This window comes from Nonomuraea zeae (genome assembly GCF_005889725.1).
Lineage (GTDB): Bacteria > Actinomycetota > Actinomycetes > Streptosporangiales > Streptosporangiaceae > Nonomuraea > Nonomuraea zeae.
On sequence record NZ_VCKX01000251.1, the window covers coordinates 1 to 17,991 of the forward strand.

The following is a 17,991-nucleotide window of genomic DNA, read 5'->3' on the forward strand; positions in this document are numbered from 1 at the left end:
GGCTCAGCCCAGGTCGGGGTGGGGGAGGTAGCGGTCCGGGTGGAGCAGGGTGCGGGCGGGGTCGTCGGCCATGAGCGTGTCCATGTCCTGGATCCGCCAGCCCGCCCCGATCAGCAACGGCAGGATCGGGTGCGGGCCGGGCACCGCGATCCGCCCTGACCGCGCGCCGGTGGCGGCGAGGGCCCCGAGCACGGCCGCGATCCCGTCCTCGGGCGTCGTCCCGCCCGCCGGGCCGATCAGCACGTCGGCGGCGGTGCGGCGGGCGAAGGCGTAGCCGTGACCCGTCGTGTGGACGGTGACCCCGGGCACGTCCGCGTACCAGGCGAGGGTCTCCTCGCGATAACCGCCGGAGACGTGGGCGTCCAGGGCCGCCACCTCCGCGGCCGTGGCGGGCTCGACCACGGAGGCGACCGGACCGGTCAGGCCGGTCGGCTCGACCACAGCGGCGGCCGGGCCGGACATACCGGCGGGCTCGACCGCGGAGGCGGTCAGGCTCGCGGCCGGGCCGGTCAGGTAGAGCAGCGGGGTCCAGGGGCGCAGGCCGTAGCGGACGTACAGGGCCAGGGCGCGGTGGTCGGACGAGGCGAAGGTGATCCGCGGCCCGTCCCCGTCCAGGAGCGTCGCGAGGAGGGCGCGGCCCAGCCCGGAGGACTGGTGTTCCGGCAGCACGAACAGGTCGCCCAGGTGCGTCATGGAGCCGCGCCGCAACGTGCCCCCGAAGCCGAGCGCCCCGCCCGTCCCGCCGGGCCTGCCGGGCCTGTCCGTCCCGCCGGTCCCGCCGGTCCCCTCCGTCCCGCCGGGCCCGCCCGCTTCGGCCTCGCCAGGCCCGAGCAGGAGCGTGCCGAACAGGCGCTCCGCATCCAGGAAGTCGGGGGCCGCGGGCCAGTCGCCCAGCAGGCCGAACCGCCGCGCGACCCGCCGCACGGCGGGCATGTCCGCCTCGGTCGCGGCCCTGACCATCGCCCCTCCGTACCTCGCCTCACGGCGCGTACGCCGCCACCGCCGCGACAGCGTATCTCTCACGGTCGTCACCCGTCAGGCGCGACCGTCCAGGTTCCTGTCCGATGGTCGCGGCGAGCTCTGGTGAAGGCGCCCGTCCGGGAGCCGCGTCGGGCGAAGGTGGGATCAGATGGAGACGCCCGGCTGCATGAGGCGGCGGGCGGCCTCGGTGATGGAGCCCGACAGCGACGGGTAGACCGCGAACGTGTGCGCGATCTGGTCGACCGTGAGCCGCTGCTGCACGGCCACCGACACCGCCAGGATCAGCTCCGACGCCCGCGGCGCCACCACCACGCCACCCAGCACGATCCCGGTGTGCGGGCGGCAGAACAGCTTGACGAACCCGTCGTTGAAGCCCTGCATCTTGGCCCTGGCGTTGGTGGCGAGAGGCAGCTTGACGACGTTGGCCTCGATCTCCCCCGCCTCGATCGACCGCTGCGCGACGCCGACCGCCGCGATCTCCGGGTCGGTGAAGATGTTGGAGGCCACCGTGGCCAGCCGCAGCGGCTGGACGGCCTCGCCGAGCGCGTGCCAGACCGCGATCCGGCCCTGCATGGCCGCCACCGAGGCCAGCATGAGCACGCCGGTGCAGTCGCCGGCCGCGTAGACGCCGGGCGCGGAGGTGCGCGAGACCTTGTCGACCTTGACGAAGCCGCTCCTGTCGAGCTGGACCCCGGCCTCCTCCAGCCCGATGCCGGCGGTGTTGGGGACCATGCCGACCGTCATCAGCGCGTGGGAGCCCTCGGCCGTGCGGCCGTCCTCCAGGGTCACGACCACGCCGTCGGCCGTGCGCTTGACGGAGGCGGCGCGGGAGCGGCCCATGACGTTCATCCCGCGGCGGCGGTAGACCTCTTCGAGCACCTCGGCGCCGTCGGCGTCCTCGTTGGGCATCATCCGGTCGCGGCTGGAGACCAGCGTGACCTCCGCGCCGAGCGAGCGGTAGGCGCCGGCGAACTCCGCGCCCGTGACCCCCGAGCCGACCACGATCAGGTGCTCGGGCAGCTCCTCCAGGTCGTAGAGCTGACGCCAGTTGAGTATGCGCTCGCCGTCGGGCTCGGCGCCCGGCAGCACGCGCGGGGTCGCGCCGGTGGCCACGAGCACCACGTCGGCCCGCACCGTACGGTCGCCCGCCCGGACCACCTGCGGGTCGACCAGCCGCCCGCGCGCCTTGATGATCTCGACGCCCTCGGCCTCCACCCGCGTGGCGATGTCGGCGGACTGAGCCTGGGCCAGCTCCTTGACCCGCTTGTTGACCAGCGGCAGATCGACGCCCACCACGCCCGCGTCACCGTCGGGGCCCCCGGAGAACGCCACCCCCAGCGAGGGCGCGTCGAGCAGGGCCTGCTTGCGGACCGAGGTCGCAATCAGCGTCTTGGACGGCACGCAGTCGGTGAGCACGCACGCCCCGCCGGGGCCGTCCTGCTCGACCATCGTGACCTGCGCGCCTAGCTGGGCGGCCACCAGCGCCGCCTCGTAGCCGCCTGGTCCGCCACCAATGATCACGATCCTCGTCACGTGTCCCATTGTCCCGCACGCGCTCGGTCAAGCTGCAACTGGGCCATTACCACGAGCACCGGACACGTCGTCCGAGCGTCTGAACGCCGATGGACCGACTCGGCGCTCCGGCGTGGCAGGATGGCGCGGTAGCCGGATGACGAAGCGGCACCCGGCGAGAGGGGTGGATCGTGGCGTGGCTATCGGATCATTCAGACAAGCCGAATGAGCCCAGGCTTTATGCCGCGTACGGCTCGAACATGGACCCAGAGCAGATGGGCATGCGGGCCCCGCACTCACCCATCTGGGGCTCCGGCTGGCTGCCCGGCTGGCGGCTGACCTTCGGCAAGAATGAGCTCACCGGTGCGGGCGCGATCGCCACCATCGTGGAGGACCCCGACGAGCACGTGTTCGTCGTCCTCTATGACGTGCCCGACTGGGAGGAGACCTCGCTCGACCAGTGGGAGGGCGCGGTCCGCGGCGCCTACCACAAGGTGCGGCTGCGGGTGCAGACCCTCGAAGGCGAGGTCGTGGCCTGGTTCTACGTGCTCGACGGCTACGAGGGCGGCCTGCCGTCGGCCCGCTACCTCGGCACCCTGGCCGAGGCCGCGGAGCGGGCGGGCGCCCCCGACGACTACGTCAAGGAGCTGCGGGAGCGCCCCTGCACCTCGTTCGGCTAACGCAGCGGCTGGTCCTTGGTCTCCTTCAGAACGAAGACGTAGACCAGCGTGGAGATCAGCGCGAGCGCCGACATGTACCACGGGAAGAGGCCCGGGTTCTTGGCGTCCTGCAGCGCGGTGCCGATCAGCGGGGCGGTGCCGCCGAAGAGTGCCACGGTCAGCGAGTACGGGAACCCGGCCCCGGCCGCCCGCACCTTGGTCGGGAAGAGCTCGGAGTTCACCGCGGCCGAGATCGAGGTGAAGCAGCCGAGGAAGACCATGCCGACGAGCTGCACGACCAGCAGGCTGGCGAACGAGTCGGTCAGCAGGCCGAGCAGCGGCACGGGCAGGATCATGAACCCGAGCCCGAACGCGATCAGCAGCGGCCTGCGCCCGACCCGGTCCGACAGCATGCCGAGCAGCGGCTGCAGGATCATGAAGAAGAACAGCGAGATCGTGCCGACCTTGAGCGAGTCCGCCTTGTCGAAGTTCACGGTGAGCTGCGCGTACGTCGGCAGGAAGCTCGTCCAGGTGTAGTACGCGACCGTGCCGGCGATCGTGATGCCGACGATCGTGAGGGCCGACTTCGGATAGTGGATGAGGAAGTCGAACATCTTCGGCCGCTCGGTCTCGCCCCGCTTGATCTCCTCCGCGACGGCCGAGGTCTCGTCGGCGCCCTTGCGGATCCACAGGCCGACGAGGCTGATCACGGCGCCCACGATGAACGGGATGCGCCAGCCGTAGGAGTTCATGTCGGGTTCGAGCAGCGCCGAGGCCAGCAGGGCGGCCAGTCCGGAGGCCAGGAGCTGGCCGATGGTGGTGCTGACGTACTGGAAGCTGGAGAACAGGCCGCGGCGGCCGGGCGGTGCCGACTCCACCAGGAAGGTGGTCGCGGCGGCGAACTCGCCGCCCACCGACAGGCCCTGGATGAGCCTGGCCAGGGTCAGGATGATCGGCGCGAGGACGCCCACGGCCTCGTAGGTCGGGGTCAGGCCCACCAGCAGCGAGCCCGCGCCCATGAGGACGATCGTGAACGTCATCGCGGCCTTGCGGCCGTACCGGTCGGCGAACGCGCCCACCAGCAGCCCGCCCAGCGGGCGCATGAAGAAGCCGACCGCGAACACCGCGAACGTGCTCAACAACGGCACCAGGTCGTTGTCCGCGCTCTTGGGGAAGACCTGGGCGGAGAAGTAGATCGCTAGAAAGGTGTAGGCATACCAGTCGTACCACTCCACGACGTTGCCGATGCTGGCTGCCATGAGCTGGCGCACCCGGCTCTTGGGGATACCGAGGGGGGACTGAGCCACAGGGGAGGTCGCCACGAAGGCTCCTTTGCTGACAGTGCGGTAATGGCTTACTGTGCAATCGGACGACCGAAACAGTCAAATGTCTGGGCATAAATTTACGAACCCGACACAGGAACGGTTGGAAGTGGATGTTCTCGACCGGCGACTCGTCGCCGCGCTCCAGGTCAGCCCGCGCGCCTCGTGGGGCGAGCTGGGCCGGGCGGTCGGCGAGCACGAGCGTACGGTCGCCCGCCGGCTGCAGCGGCTGATCGCCGAGGGGATGGTGCGGGTCACGGCCATCTACGACGATCTCCGCACCGGCCACGGGCGTCCCGCCCACCTGCACGTCCAGGTCAGGCCGGGCACGGCGGGGCACGTGGCCAAGGCGCTGGCCGAGCGGCCCGACACGCGCTCGGTCTACTCGCTGACCGGCGTCGCCGACCTGGGCTGCGAGCTGGTCTCCCCGTCGCGGGACGATCTGCACCACATCCTGTCCTCGCAGATCAGCGAGATCGACGGGGTGCTCCAGACGCAGACGCAAGTCGTTCTCCACACGTTCAGGACCGTGGCCGAGTGGCACGCGCCGTACCTCACCGAGCAGGAGATCGCCGAGCTGCGGCCCGCACCGCCGCCCGAGGAACTGCCCGACGAGGAAGGTCTTTCACCTCTGGAGCAGGAGATCGCCGAGCTGCTCGCGGCCGACGGCCGGATCGCCTTCACCGCGGTCGCCGAGCGTCTCGACATCTCCGTGCCGACCGCGCGCCGGCGGGTGACCTCGTTGATCGAGCGGCGGCTGCTGCTGCCGCGCGCCGAGGTCGAGCCCGCCCTGCTCGGGCTGGAGGTGGAGGCCATGCTGTGGCTGAAGGTCCGCCCGTACGGGCTCGACCTGGTCGGCCAGCGGCTGGCCGCGCATCCGAACGTGCGCTACTGCGCCGCCACCACGGGCGCCCACTCCCTCATCGTCCAGGTCGTCGCCGCGCACGAGGCCGACCTCTACCGTTTCATGACAGAGGTCGTCGGCCGGCACGACGAGATCACCGACAGCGACCTCACCCTGATCACCCGCGCCTACAAGCGCGGGCACCTGCACAAGTCCGGCCTGCGCACGCTGGACAACTCGTTGGACCAGCAGTCGCACCAGCCGTCGCATCATTCCTTGGACCACCCCTTGGATCACCCGTTGGATCGTCGTTGGGAGAGAACGCCATGACACCCGCCGAGAACGAGGTCGCCGACCTCTGCGTGGAGCTGATCCGCGCCGACAGCAGCAACTACGGGGACGGCAGCGGCCCCGGCGAGCGGGCCGCGGCCGAGGTCGTCATGGCCAGGCTGGCCGAGGTCGGCATCGAGCACACCTACATCGAGAGCGAGCCGGGCCGCGGCAACGTGATCACCCGGGTGGAGGGCACCGACCCGTCCCTGCCCGCCCTGCTCGTCCACGGGCACCTGGACGTCGTGCCCGCCAACGCCGCCGACTGGTCGGTGGACCCGTTCGCCGGCGAGGTGCGCGACGGCTACATCTGGGGCCGCGGGGCCGTGGACATGAAGGACATGGACGCGATGATGCTGGCCGTGCTGCGCCAGCTCAAGCGCGAGGGGCGCAAGCCCCGCCGCGACATCGTGTTCGCGTGGGTGGCCGACGAGGAGGCGGGCGGCGTCTACGGCGCCAAGTACCTCACCGCCCACCACCCCGAGCTCTTCGAGGGCGTCACCGAGTCGATCAGCGAGGTCGGCGGCTACTCGCTGGAGGTGGACCCGTCGCTGCGGCTCTACCTCATCGAGACGGCCCAGAAGGGGCTGGCCTGGATGAAGCTGATCGCCGACGGCACCGCGGGGCACGGCTCGATGCTGAACTCCGACAACGCCGTCACCGAGATCGCCAAGGCGGTGGCCAGGATCGGCGAGCACGACTGGCCGCTCACGTACACGCCCACCGTGCGCCGTTTCCTCACCGAGGTCGCCGACGCGTTCGGGATCCCGTTCGACGAGAACGACCCCGAGCCGGTCCTGGCGAAGATCGGCCCCCTGGTGCGCTTCGTCGGCGCGACCCTGCGCAACACCGTCAACCCCACCCAGCTCAACGCCGGCTACAAGTCCAACGTCATCCCCGGCCAGGCCACGGCGGTGATCGACGGGCGGTTCCTGCCGGGGTTCGAGGAGGAGTTCTTCAAGACCGTGGACTCGCTGCTGGGCTCGTCGGTGCGGCGCGAGTTCGTGCACCACGACATCGCGCTGGAGACCACGTTCGACGGCGACCTGGTCGAGTCGATGATCACGGCGCTGAAGGCCGAGGACCCGGCGGCGCGGGCGATCCCGTACTGCATGTCGGGCGGCACCGACAACAAGACCTTCTTCGCCGACCTGGGGGTGCGCGGGTTCGGGTTCGTGCCGCTGCGGCTGCCCGCCGACATGGACTTCGCGTCGATGTTCCACGGTGTGGACGAGCGGGTGCCGGTCGACGCGCTGCAGTTCGGCGTGCGGGTCCTGGACAGGCTGCTCCTACACTACTGACGTGTGAGCAAAGACCCGTACAGCCTGGCCTCCGAGGCCGCCGCGGCGCTCTCCGGCGCCGCCGGCCTCGACACCTTCGACGTTGCGCTCGTCATGGGGTCGGGGTGGGTGCCCGCCGCCGACGCGCTCGGCGAGACGGTGAGCGAGATCCCGTTCACCGAGCTGCCCGGCTTCAGCGCCCCCGCCGTGGCCGGGCACGGCGGCAAGATCCGCGTCGTACGCACTCCCGCGGGCCGCCACGTGCTGGTGTTCCTCGGGCGCACGCACCTGTACGAAGGGCTCGGGGTGGACGCGGTCGTGCACGGCGTGCGCACCGCGGCCGCGGCCGGAGTCCGTACGCTCGTGCTGACCAACGCGGCCGGCGGGCTGCGCCCCGAGACGCAGAGCGTCGGCGACCCGGTCCTGATCAGCGACCACATCAATCTGACCGGGGTCAACCCGATCACCGGCACCACGTTCATCGACCTCACCGAGGTCTACTCGCGCCGCCTGCGCGCCCTGGTCCGCGAGATCGACCCGAGCCTGGCGGAGGGCGTCTACGTCGCCTTCCGCGGGCCCACCTACGAGACGCCCGCCGAGATCCGCATGCTCCGCACGCTGGGCGGCGACATGATCGGCATGTCCACCGTCCTGGAGGCCATCGCCGCCAGGGAGGCGAACCTGGACGTACTCGGCGTCTCCCTGGTCACCAACCCGGCGGCGGGCCTGGCCGGCGAGCCGCTCAACCACGAGGAGGTCCTGGAGGTCGGCCGCGCGACGGCGGCCCGCATGGGCATCCTGCTGGCCAAGGTGGTGGACCGGCTGTGAGCCTGCTGCGGGAGGCCCGCGAGTGGCTGGCGCAGGACCCCGACCCCGACACCAGGGCCGAGCTGGCCGACCTGATCGAACGCGCCGACCTGGCCGCTCTGGAGGAGCGCTTCGGCGCCAAGCTGGAGTTCGGGACGGCGGGCCTGCGCGGCGAGCTGGGCGCCGGCCCCAACAGGATGAACCGCGTCACGGTCATGCGCGCCGCCGCCGGCCTGGCCAAGGTGCTCGGCTCCGGCAAGCACGTGGTCATCGGCTTCGACGCCCGGCACAAGTCCGACGTGTTCGCCCGCGACACGGCCGCCGTGCTGACCGGGGCCGGCCTGCACGCATCGATCCTGCCGTGCCCGCTGCCCACCCCCGTCCTGGCCTTCGCCGTACGCCATCTCGGGGCGGACGCCGGGGTGACCGTCACCGCCAGCCACAACCCGCCCAGGGACAACGGCTACAAGGTCTACTGGGGCGACGGCTCACAGATCGTGCCGCCGATCGACAGCGAGATCTCGGCCGCCATCGACTCCGTGGGCCGGGTCGACCAGCTCCCGCTCGACGGACCGGGCACGCTGACGGAGCTGAGCGAGGCCATCGTCGACGACTACATCGACGCCGTGACCGCGCTCCCCATCGGCGACGCTCGCGACCTCCGGGTCGCCTACACGCCGCTGCACGGAGTGGGCGCGGCCACCCTGACCGGCGCCTTCCTGGCCGCCGGCTTCGAGACCCCGATGGCGGTCGAGGAGCAGCGCAACCCCGATCCGGACTTCCCGACGGTCTCCTTCCCCAACCCGGAGGAGCCCGGCGCGATGGACCTGGCCATCGCCCTGGCCGCCAAGCTCGGCGCCGACCTGGTCCTGGCCAACGACCCGGACGCCGACAGGTGCGCGGCCGGCGTCCCGCTGCCCGGCGGCGGCTGCCGCATGCTGACCGGCGACGAGGTCGGCGGCCTGCTGGCCGAGCACGTGATCACGCACACCACCGGAGACCGCATGGTGGCCACCACCATCGTCTCCTCCACCCTGCTCGGCAAGATCGCGCACGCGCACGGCGTCCGCTACGGCGAGACGCTGACCGGCTTCAAGTGGATCATCAAGGCCGGGGACGGGCTGGTGTTCGGCTACGAGGAGGCCATCGGCTACAGCGTCGGCTCCGACGCCGGCCTCCCGGTCAGGGACAAGGACGGGATCGGCGCGGCGCTGACGTTGGCGGGCATCGCGGCGACGGCCAAGCGGGACGGGCGTACGCTGCTGGACCTGCTGGACGACCAGGCCCGGCGCTACGGGCTGCACGCCACGGCCCAGCTGGCCTTCCGGGTGGCCGACCTGTCGCTGATCGCCGGCGCCATGGCCCGGCTGCGCGCCGAACCGCCGGCGGGGCTCGGGGGGCGGGCGGTCACGCGTACGGACGACCTGGCCCGGGGCGACGGCGGCCTGCCGCCCACCGACGGGCTCCGCTACCTGCTGGCGGGGGACGCCCGCGTGGTGGTCCGGCCTTCGGGGACGGAGCCCAAGCTGAAGTGCTACCTGGAGGTGGTGGTGCCGGTCACGGGTTCGGTGGAGGACGCTCGGGTGCGGGCTGAGGGGGAGCTCGCGGCCCTGAAGACGGACCTGACGGCCTGCCTGGGCCTCTGACCGGCGGTCGCAGGTTCCCGTGGGTCCCGGCCCCGCACCCCAGCCGCACAGCATCGCCTTCCGCGAGGGCGGGCGCTACAGACAGCACCCCGTGGGGGCACGCTCCCACACCCCCGGCGAGGGGACTCCCGTCCCCTCCCGCTCCCCTGCCGTGGGCGGCCCGGCCCGGAGGGTCAGGATCTCAAGCGCCGGATCCACGGATGAGCTCGGCTCTTTGGGCAGGAATGCGGGCACGACCACCTATTCGACTGCCCGAAGTAGCGCGTGACCCGACCCTGCCGGGCAAGACAGGCTAGACCCTCGAGAAACAAGCCACAACCGCAGATGGCGCTCTTTCCACACGCAGATCGATCCACCGCGCTAGTGGGCGCACCCCTGTCCCCGAAGAAAGGCTGACGGAACGAGCGAACGCCAGCACCCTGTCCCTCACCCCCGCACCCCCGGAGAAGAGCATGGACAGCCCCACCGGCCCCTATGTCATCGACCCCACCGGCCGCGACATCCCAGCAGAGGCTGAGCGCATCCGCGCACTCGGCCCGGCCGCCCGTGTCGTGCTGCCCGGCGGCGTACCGGCCTGGGCGGTGAGTGAGCAGGAGGTGCTCAGGCGCCTGCTGACCGACCCGCGCGTGTCCAAGGACGCCTACCTGCACTGGCCGGCCTGGATCAAGGGCGAGATCACCCCCGACTGGCCGTTGTTCGCCTGGGTGGCCGTACGCAACATGCTCACCGCCTACGGTCCGGACCACCGGCGGCTGCGCGGGCTGATCTCCAGTGCCTTCACCGTCCGCCGCACCGCCGCGCTGCGTCCGCGCATCGAGGCGATCGCCGAGAGCCTGCTGGACGAGCTGGCCTCAGCCCCTCAGGGAACGCCCGTTGACCTGCGCGAACGATTCGCCTATCCGCTGCCGATCAGGGTGATCTGCGACCTGTTCGGCGTCGCCGACGAGTCTGCCGCCCAGGAGATCCGCCGTTGCGTGGACGCCTTCTTCCACACCGGGAAGGAGGCTGTGGACGCCGCCACCGCGTACCCACGCCTGCAGGAGATCCTGCGCGGGCTCGTCGCGGAGAAGCGCGAGCGCCCCGGCGACGATCTCTCCACCGCCCTGATCGCCGCCCGCGACAAGGACGCCGCCCCGCTGTCGGAGGACGAGCTGGTCGACACGCTGGTGCTGTTCCTGAGCGCGGGCCACGAGACCACCGTGAACCTGCTCGACAACGCGATCTTCGCGATGCTCACCCACCCGGACCAGCTCGGCCTCGTCCGCGCTGGCCAGGTCACCTGGGACGAGGTGGTCGAGGAGTCGCTCCGCAGCCACGCGCCGGTGGCGAATCTGCCTTTGCGCTTCGCCGTCGAGGACATCGACCTCGCCGACGGCGTCACGCTGCGCGCCGGTGACGCCATCCTCGCCTGCTACGGGGCCGCCGGTCGTGACCCGCTCGTGCACGATCGGGACCCCGGCAGGTTCGACATCACCCGCGTGTCCAAAGAGCACCTGGCCTTCGGCTACGGCGTGCATCGCTGCCTCGGAGCGCCGCTGGCCAGGCTGGAGGCCACGATCGCGCTGCCCGCGCTCTTCGATCGCTATCCCGGTCTGCGCCTGGCCGCCGAGCCGGGCGAGTTGCTGCCCGTCGAGTCCTTCATCTCCGACGGACACCGGGCCCTGCCCGCCTGGCTCACGCCTTGACCCGAGCCGAGTGCGGATCTTCAACGCCGGCCCGAGACCAGCTCTTCCGGCGTGACACGCTTGACCCCCGCCACATCACACCCGCTGCGCGAAACCACGTAGAGCGGCGCGGCGGCGTCGGCACCCGGAATCTTGGCGCGGTGGACGACGAGCTCGCTCAGATCGTGATGATCGAAGGGCCGGTTTTCCAGCCACTTCACCGAGCCGACCATCGTGATCTTCTTCGCCACCGACTCTCGATCGGCTCCCACGAGATCAGCCTCAGGATCTCCTGCGCCACACAGGAAACTTCAGAGATTTCCAGGCTCAGGCGCCGGGCGCTCCGAGGTGATGCGCTAAGTATCTGTACAGCGCGTCGGAAGCAAACCCCTTGAGACAGTGGGCAATCTCGCCCGCCCTAGCCTGGTCGCGGTCGATCAACGAGATGAACTCCCTTTCCCACCCCAGCCGAGTTTCCGGATAGATGCCGACCGGTTGGCGATCCCTTCAATAGGGCAGCTGGTTTTTCAGGTTTCGTCAACCTTGCATGTGGAATCATCGGTCCCATTCTGCTGCCAAATATCCCCATACTGGAGGTATGAGTGCACGATATTGGAAGCATCGTAACGCCAGTAACCGGGCAATAACCTGGGGTGTTCCCTTCCTGATCTTGGCCTGCGTTGGCGGGATCGTGGTCCACGAAGCCAATCTCGGGAGATGGTTCAATATCGGCGTTCTCGGGTCCTTGATGGGCGGCGCGTGGATGGTGGGCGAGAAGCTGGTGCCGCTCTGGTCCTGGTGGCGTAAACGAGGGGCACCTGCGAACGGGCCGACGTCCGACGGCATCCGCACCGCCAAGGACATCCTCGCCGGGCTGGTATCCCAGCAGTGGTACGACGAGATGGCGCTGCGTTCGCTGGGCGATCCCGCCCCGATGCCCGTGCCATGGCGCTCGACCGAGCGGCGTGAGCTGGCCGATCATCCTGAGATCATCGCCAAGGGCACCGTGGCTTTCCCCGGGTTGGCCGTGCATATCGCGGACCTGGCCCGCAACTTCCGCGCCCTGCGCTGCCGCCGCCTCGTCATCCTCGGCGATCCGGGCACCGGCAAGACGACTCTGGCCGTGCAGTTGGTGCTCGAGCTGCTGCGCACCCGGCAACCGGACGAACCCGTCCCGGTGCTGTTGTCGGCCGCCCGCTGGGATGACCGTGCCTTTCCACGGCTGCGGGACTGGCTGACCGCCAGCCTGGCCGCGGACTATCCCGCGCTGCTCGCCGAGAGCCTGGGCTCCGACATCCCGGAGACGCTCGTGACCCGGGGCGAAGTGCTGCCCATCCTCGACGGCCTGGATGAGCTGCCCGACCACGCCCGCGCGAGGATGCTGACCGCGCTGAACCGATCGATGTGGAACAACAATCAACTCATCCTCACCTGCCGTACAGCGCAGTTCGCCGACGCGGTGGAGGAGATCGGGGATGTGCTCACGGCTGCGGCGGTCATCGAGCCGCAGCCCATGTCCCCTGTCGCGGCGGCCGCCTACCTGGAAGCATGCCTTCCCCCGGTGCCCCGTCCCGCCTGGCCCCCGGTCCTGGAGGCATTGCGCACCGGCACCGCCCCCGCCCTGGCGGAAGTCGTCTCCACCTCGTTGGGGCTGTGGCTGGTGCGCGTCACCTACATCGAGCCCAGGGAGAATCCGTCGCCGCTGCTGGAGCTTGGCCGCGGTAGCGCGGCCGACCTTTACGACCACCTCTGCGACCAGCTCATCCCCACACTGGTACGCACGAGACTGCCGGCCGACGGCCCGGTCCAGCCCTTCCTCCCGCAGCACCTATGGCCTGCGGAGCAGGTCGGCCACTGGCTCACCTACCTGTCCCGCCAGCTGAGCAGCGATCCCGAGGACCCACGTGACATGGCCTGGTGGCACCTGGCCCGCTACACGTCCAGCCGATCCGTTCGGGTGGTGGGCGGCATCGCGTTCGGGATCGCGGTCGGGCTGGTCGTGGCGCTGCTGACTGAACTGCCCCAAGCCGGCGCGCCGATCGGCCTGGTGTTCGCGCTCGCGGTCGCAATCCTGGTTGGGTCCTGGTTCACCGAGCCGCCGGGCCACGCCGACTTCCACATGCGCGGCAGGCTCCCCGAGCTACTCGGCATCGTCAGGAACGGGCTGATCATCGCAACCGTCGCGGCTCTGGTCACCGCGGTGACAGTCTTCCTGATAAAAGGCAACGTCATGTACGCCTTGAGCAGAGCGTGGGAGCCTGCTCTGTTGGCCGGGTTCGGATACTTCGTCGTGCTCGGTCTGGCTCGCTGGGTCGAGCGCCCCACCACCGACGCGACCGCCAGATCCCCCCGCTCGACCTGGCAGGCCGACAGGAACCTGACCTTCGTCCGACTCCTTGGCGGGCTCGGGGTCGGGCTCGTATTCGGCGTCGTCGGGTGGATGACAGACCTGCCCTGGACCGAGGTGATCGCAGGCGGGCTGGTGCTGAGCCTGCTGCTCGGGCTCATGCTCGGCAGGCACCACGCCTGGCTGGCCTACAAGCTGACGATCCCACGCCTGGCCACCAAGGGCCGGCTGCCTTTCCGCGCCATGGACTTCCTGGACGACGCCCATCGCCTCGGCCTGCTGCGTACCGAAGGACCGTACTACCAGTTCCGGCACGTCGAACTGCAGGAGCACCTCGCGCGCAGGGGGGAGCAGCCGCCGCGACAGCCACGAACGCCATCACGGGCTGGACCTCCAAGCCGAAAACCCACCACAATTCCCATACGCCGAGTCCGGCGAACCGGCGAACCTCCCAAAGCAAATCACAATGTTCGCGCCCCAGAGCTTCATGGTCCCGCCAGCTGAAGAATTCCGTCCCCGATGAGGAGAGATAGCGGAACGCAGGAATTTGACGTCGGCCCCTAATTAAGCGATGGGCGTTTCTCGCGGAGCACGAATCGCAGGGTCCGCCATCGTGCAGCGCCTTTTCATCCCAGGGCTATTGGGATCTCAGCACGTCGACCTCGCAACCTGGCGAGAATGGGTCGAAGCCGTGCTCGACCAGCCAGCGGATGGCCACCAGGCTGCGCAGCGACCACCACGCGCGGATCACGTCGAGATCGACGTCGCTGCCATAGCCGGCGATGACGTCACCAAGGCGCTCCTCGTGTCCGAGCGTCAAGATGGCGAGGTCGAACAGGGCGTCGCCCCGGCTCGCCTCGGACCAGTCGATCACGCCGGTGAGCTCGTCACCGTCGACGAACACGTGGGTGAGCTGCAGGTCGCCGTGCGTGAACACCGGGGTCCACGGCCGGAGTGCGGCCTCGGCGACCCGGCGGTTGCGGGTGACCAGGTCGGCGGGAAGGACGTCGTTCGTGATGAGCCACTCGCACTCGACGTCGAGGCCGGCTGCGATCTCGTCGATGCTCCGGCCGGGCCATGGCGGCAGCGGCGCGTCGTGCAGCCTCCGTGCGGCGGCGCCCGCCGCGGCCCAGGCCGCCGGCGAGGCGGGCGACGGCTCGCCCAGGCGGCCGAGCGCGGTCCCGGGGAGGGCGGCGAGCGCGAGCACGGGCGGCCTGCGCCACAGGACCTCCGGAGTCGGGAGCGGCGCCATGGCCATCGCCTCGACCTCGACGTCGGTGCGCGCCTGATCAGCGTCGATCTTCAGGAACACGTCGCCGACGCGCAGGGTCGCGCGCTCGTCATGGGCGACGACGACCTCGACCTCCTCCACGTCGGCCATTATCGCGGGGATGACCATCGACGTCGCCGGATTTATCGCGCTTTGGAGCCGGTGCCGTGCGGGGGCCGGGCCCCCACCCGGCACCGGCTGGGCCGCTCCGAGGGGATGCCTCGGAGACCGGCGGTCAGGCCAAGCGGAACTGCAGGTCGATGTCCCAGTTGTTCAGGTCAGGCTCGATCCGCGGGTCCGTCTTGTAGAGCTCCAGCCGGGCGCCCCAGTGCTCGGTTCCGTCCTTCTCGGTCATGTCCCAGGTCAGGCCCTCATCCTCGGCCCATTTCAGCATCTCCGTGACGACTCCGGCCAGCTGGTCCGGGTGGCCGTGGTGGGACGTGGTGACGTAGCGGCCGGCCGGGAGGGTGGCGGTGAAGTAGTCGCGCTCCGCCTCCACCGGCGCGGTCACGGGCACTCCTGCCGCCACCACCAGCCGGTCCTCCGGCATGTTGATGGCGTCGTACCGGAAGAACGGGGCTCCGGCGGGGGCCTGGCCGCGCTCGGCGAGCCAGCCGATCAGCTCTCCGATGCGGTCCCCGACCACCCCGAAGCTGGTCATCGTGATGGTCGCGCGCACCCCGACGTATGGACGATCCGGGAATTCAACGATCTGTGGCATGTTCTGTTGCCTCCTTCATCATTCAGTACGGAGTGCGTGCCCCAAACTCATCGGCAGGCCGAAGAAGGGGAACAGATCGGGATCCAGGTACGTGGTCGTATCCGTGATGCGGCCACCGGCGACGTCCAGGACGATCAGGGCGAACGCCTCGCCGTCGGTGTACTGGCCGAAGGCCGGGGAGCCGTTGGCGCGAGTGGGGAGGAGGCGGGAGCCCGCGCACGGCGCGCCCGATCCGCTCGGCTCAGCCAAAGCGTCCACAGCCCTCGGCGCGCCCGACGCGGCGGCTGCCAGGAGGACCGCGCGGATGGACTCGCGGCCCCGCAGCCACCACGTGAACGGCGGCATCGACATCGTCGCGTCCTCATGCAGCAGCGACACCAGCTCCGCCACGTCATATCGCTCGAACGCCGACACGTACCGCGCCAGCAGCTCCTCATCGACAGCCTCCCCCGCCGGCGTCGGAGCGGCGGCGGGCAGCCTGGCCCTGGCCCGCTGCAGGGCGCTGTTGACCGAGGTGACCGTCGTCCCCAGCAGGGTCGCCGTCTCGGCGGCGCTCCACTTCAGCACGTCACGCAGGATGAGGACCGCGCGCTGCCGGGGCGCGAGCCGCTGGAGCGCCGCCACGAACGCCAGCCGGATCGTCTCCCGCTCCACCGCCAGCTCGGCGGGGTCGGCGGGCAGGGCCAGGGCGTCCGGGACAGGCTGGATCCACCGCTCCGGCGGCTGCGGGGCGCCGAGGTCGGCGCCCGGGATCGCGGCGGGGGCCAGGTCCATCGCCCGGGCGCGGCGCTGCGGGCCTCTGAGCATGTCGAGGCAGATGTTCGTGGCCAGGTGGAACAGCCACGAGCGCAGCGGCCCCCGGCCCGGATCGTACGTCCGCCACGCCCGCACGAACGTCTCCTGCACCGCGTCCTCGGCCTCGAACCCCGAGCCGAGCAACCGGTAGCAGTAACCGATCAGCTCGACCCGGTACCGCTCGAAGTCGGGCGGGCCAGGGTCAGCCGGCGCCCCCGTCACACCCCGCTCACCTCGATCTGCAGCTCGGTCACCCATTCCGCCAGGTTCTCAGGACAGTGCAGGGAGATCTCCCTGGCCAGGCCGAGCGCCCGGTAGCCGTTTTCCTCGATCCACATCGCCAGCGCCTGGAACGTCGCCCCGACCGCCTCCATCGCCCCATGGTGGATGATCGTCGCCGCCGTCTCGATGCCGGGCAGGTCATGCACCAGGAAGTCGTACGGGCCGGCCGCCACGTTGACCGGCAGGCAGGCATGAACCATGACGGAGCCGTCGTCCTCCGCACGGTAGTACGCGATCCCGGACCCCACGATCCGGACCTCCGCCGCGTCCACCCGCCGGCAGAGCTCGTCGAACAGCGGCTTGATCACCGGCTCGATCTCCGCGGTGTCATAGCTCGCGGCCCTGGCGCTGAGCTCGGCGACGCGGATCGGGCTCACCCGCTTCAGCACGACCTCCGCCGCGCGCAGGCGGCCCTCCGTCTCGATCGTCCGCAGCCGCGACTCGACGCCCCTGAGCCTGGCCAGGTCGGCGCTGATCTGGGCTTCGAGCTGGGCGCGGCGCAGGCGGACCATGCCGTGCAGCTCCTCCGCGCTCACCTTCTCGTCGAGGATCGTCCTGACCTGCTCCAGCGTGAAGCCGAGGTCCTTGATCGCGACAATGCGGTTGAGCCTGGACAGCTGCGCGGCCTGGTAGGACCGGTAGCCGCTGGCCGGGTCCACGTGTGCGGGGCGCAGCAGGCCGATGGCGTCGTAGTGCCGCAGCATGCGTACGGACACCAGCCCCAGCCTGGCGAAGTCTCCGATGCTGAACATGTCCTCCCCTTGTCGGGACTGTCTGGATAACGTCTATCAGGGCGAAGCAGGCGTACGTCAGCCCGTCGAGACGCCCGACCCGGGCCAGCCGGACTCGAGAAGATCGAAGATGGCGTTCAGCGCGGCCAGCGGGTCGGGTTCCATGCCCGCGAGCTCAGGAATCTCCAGGACGTAGCGGGCGAAAGCGCGGACGGTCATGTCGGAGGGGTCGCGACCGCTCTCGGCGGCGATCACCTCGGCAAGGGCTCCCTCGCTGGCTATCCAGAGCTTGCGCGAGTATTCGCGCAGGGCGGGCGTGCTGACGATCAGCTCGCGCTTGCGCCGCAGGTCGGGCGGGAGATCGTCGGTGAAGGGTCCCCGGGCTGCCAGGCAGCGGCGCAGGGCTTCCAGCACGGACTGGCCGGGAGGCCGGTCGCGGACCGCGGCGACCAGCCAGACGCGTCGTTCGGCGCCGTCGTCGAAGATCAGCGCGTCCTTGCCGTCCGGCACGTGCGCGAACAGGGTGGCGATGGAGACGTCGGCCTCGTCGGCGATCTGGGCGACGGTGACGCCGTCGTAACCGTGCTCGCAGAACAGCCTCAGCGCGGCCTCCGACAACGCCTGGCGGGTCTGTGCCTTCTTGCGCTCGCGGCGCCCCATCGTCGTCGCCATGGTCCTATCGTACCGTAACCTAGAACGCATCTGAATCTATAGTGGTTATAGTTTCAGAGTCAGTTCAGATTCGTTCCGAACGGAGATGGGTCATGGCAACCCCCGTAACCCCGTCTCTTATACACCTC

Annotated in this window: 16 protein-coding genes; 7 read left to right on the forward strand and 9 right to left on the reverse strand. The window is 70.3% G+C overall.

The features are described from left to right. Positions 1-3 precede the first annotated feature (3 nt). Positions 4-960: a GNAT family N-acetyltransferase gene (locus ETD85_RS47465; protein ID WP_138696441.1), complete on the reverse strand. Its 957-nt coding sequence runs from the start codon at positions 958-960 to the stop codon at positions 4-6. Between the two features lie 165 nt (positions 961-1,125). Beyond that, positions 1,126-2,514 carry an NAD(P)H-quinone dehydrogenase gene (locus ETD85_RS47470; protein ID WP_138696442.1) on the reverse strand — a complete coding sequence of 463 codons (1,389 nt, stop codon included), beginning with the start codon at positions 2,512-2,514 and terminating at the stop codon, positions 1,126-1,128. Positions 2,515-2,684: 170 nt separating this feature from the next. On the opposite strand from ETD85_RS47470, the gene ETD85_RS47475 reads away from it, so the two are divergent. After that, on the forward strand, positions 2,685-3,173 hold the full coding sequence (locus ETD85_RS47475; RefSeq protein ID WP_276617374.1) for a gamma-glutamylcyclotransferase family protein: 489 nt from the start codon (positions 2,685-2,687) through the stop codon (positions 3,171-3,173). On the opposite strand, the gene ETD85_RS47480 is transcribed toward ETD85_RS47475, so the two are convergent. Further along, positions 3,170-4,474 carry an MFS transporter gene (locus ETD85_RS47480; protein WP_240779899.1) on the reverse strand — a complete coding sequence of 435 codons (1,305 nt, stop codon included), beginning with the start codon at positions 4,472-4,474 and terminating at the stop codon, positions 3,170-3,172. The two genes, ETD85_RS47475 and ETD85_RS47480, sit on opposite strands and share 4 nt — an antisense overlap. A 109-nt stretch (positions 4,475-4,583) precedes the next feature. On the opposite strand from ETD85_RS47480, the gene ETD85_RS47485 reads away from it, so the two are divergent. The 5 genes from ETD85_RS47485 to ETD85_RS47505 all read left to right on the forward strand — a co-directional run bounded on the left by ETD85_RS47485 (position 4,584) and on the right by ETD85_RS47505 (position 11,066). Next, positions 4,584-5,648: an Lrp/AsnC family transcriptional regulator gene (locus ETD85_RS47485; protein WP_138696444.1), complete on the forward strand. Its 1,065-nt coding sequence runs from the start codon at positions 4,584-4,586 to the stop codon at positions 5,646-5,648. Beyond that, complete coding sequence (locus ETD85_RS47490; RefSeq protein ID WP_138696445.1) at positions 5,645-6,949, forward strand: M20/M25/M40 family metallo-hydrolase; 1,305 nt, start codon at positions 5,645-5,647, stop codon at positions 6,947-6,949. Before ETD85_RS47485 ends, ETD85_RS47490 begins: the two co-directional genes overlap by 4 nt. 3 nt (positions 6,950-6,952) lie before the next feature. Then, on the forward strand, positions 6,953-7,756 hold the full coding sequence (locus ETD85_RS47495; protein WP_138696446.1) for a purine-nucleoside phosphorylase: 804 nt from the start codon (positions 6,953-6,955) through the stop codon (positions 7,754-7,756). After that, the gene (locus ETD85_RS47500) at positions 7,753-9,381 is read left to right on the forward strand and encodes a phospho-sugar mutase (protein WP_138696447.1); all 1,629 of its coding nucleotides are present in this window, start codon (positions 7,753-7,755) and stop codon (positions 9,379-9,381) included. The genes ETD85_RS47495 and ETD85_RS47500 overlap by 4 nt, the downstream gene beginning before the upstream one ends. 452 nt (positions 9,382-9,833) lie before the next feature. Beyond that, positions 9,834-11,066, forward strand: coding sequence for a cytochrome P450 family protein (locus tag ETD85_RS47505; protein ID WP_138696448.1), 1,233 nt, complete (start codon positions 9,834-9,836; stop codon positions 11,064-11,066). Positions 11,067-11,086: 20 nt separating this feature from the next. Here the strand turns inward: ETD85_RS47505 and ETD85_RS47510 are convergent, their stop codons facing one another. Beyond that, on the reverse strand, positions 11,087-11,296 hold the full coding sequence (locus ETD85_RS47510) for a hypothetical protein (RefSeq protein WP_206059327.1): 210 nt from the start codon (positions 11,294-11,296) through the stop codon (positions 11,087-11,089). A 347-nt stretch (positions 11,297-11,643) separates the two neighbouring features. Here ETD85_RS47510 and ETD85_RS47515 point away from each other — a divergent pair, with 347 nt between their 5' ends. Continuing rightward, the gene (locus ETD85_RS47515) at positions 11,644-13,896 is read left to right on the forward strand and encodes an NACHT domain-containing protein (protein WP_170247227.1); all 2,253 of its coding nucleotides are present in this window, start codon (positions 11,644-11,646) and stop codon (positions 13,894-13,896) included. Positions 13,897-14,029: 133 nt separating this feature from the next. Here the strand turns inward: ETD85_RS47515 and ETD85_RS47520 are convergent, their stop codons facing one another. The 5 genes from ETD85_RS47520 to ETD85_RS47540 all read right to left on the reverse strand — a co-directional run bounded on the left by ETD85_RS47520 (position 14,030) and on the right by ETD85_RS47540 (position 17,863). Then, the gene (locus ETD85_RS47520; RefSeq protein ID WP_240779900.1) at positions 14,030-14,773 is read right to left on the reverse strand and encodes an aminoglycoside phosphotransferase family protein; all 744 of its coding nucleotides are present in this window, start codon (positions 14,771-14,773) and stop codon (positions 14,030-14,032) included. A 124-nt stretch (positions 14,774-14,897) separates the two neighbouring features. Next, entirely contained in the window at positions 14,898-15,383 is a 486-nt protein-coding gene (locus tag ETD85_RS47525) for a GyrI-like domain-containing protein (RefSeq protein WP_138696452.1), read from the reverse strand. A gap of 18 nt (positions 15,384-15,401) precedes the next feature. Then, positions 15,402-16,400 carry an RNA polymerase subunit sigma-70 gene (locus ETD85_RS47530; RefSeq protein ID WP_240779901.1) on the reverse strand — a complete coding sequence of 333 codons (999 nt, stop codon included), beginning with the start codon at positions 16,398-16,400 and terminating at the stop codon, positions 15,402-15,404. Continuing rightward, positions 16,397-17,212 (reverse strand): MerR family transcriptional regulator, encoded by an 816-nt coding sequence (locus ETD85_RS47535; protein WP_138696454.1) that lies wholly within the window; start codon positions 17,210-17,212, stop codon positions 16,397-16,399. The genes ETD85_RS47530 and ETD85_RS47535 overlap by 4 nt, the downstream gene beginning before the upstream one ends. 57 nt (positions 17,213-17,269) lie before the next feature. After that, positions 17,270-17,863 carry a TetR/AcrR family transcriptional regulator gene (locus tag ETD85_RS47540; RefSeq protein WP_138696455.1) on the reverse strand — a complete coding sequence of 198 codons (594 nt, stop codon included), beginning with the start codon at positions 17,861-17,863 and terminating at the stop codon, positions 17,270-17,272. Between the last annotated feature and the right edge of the window lie 128 nt (positions 17,864-17,991).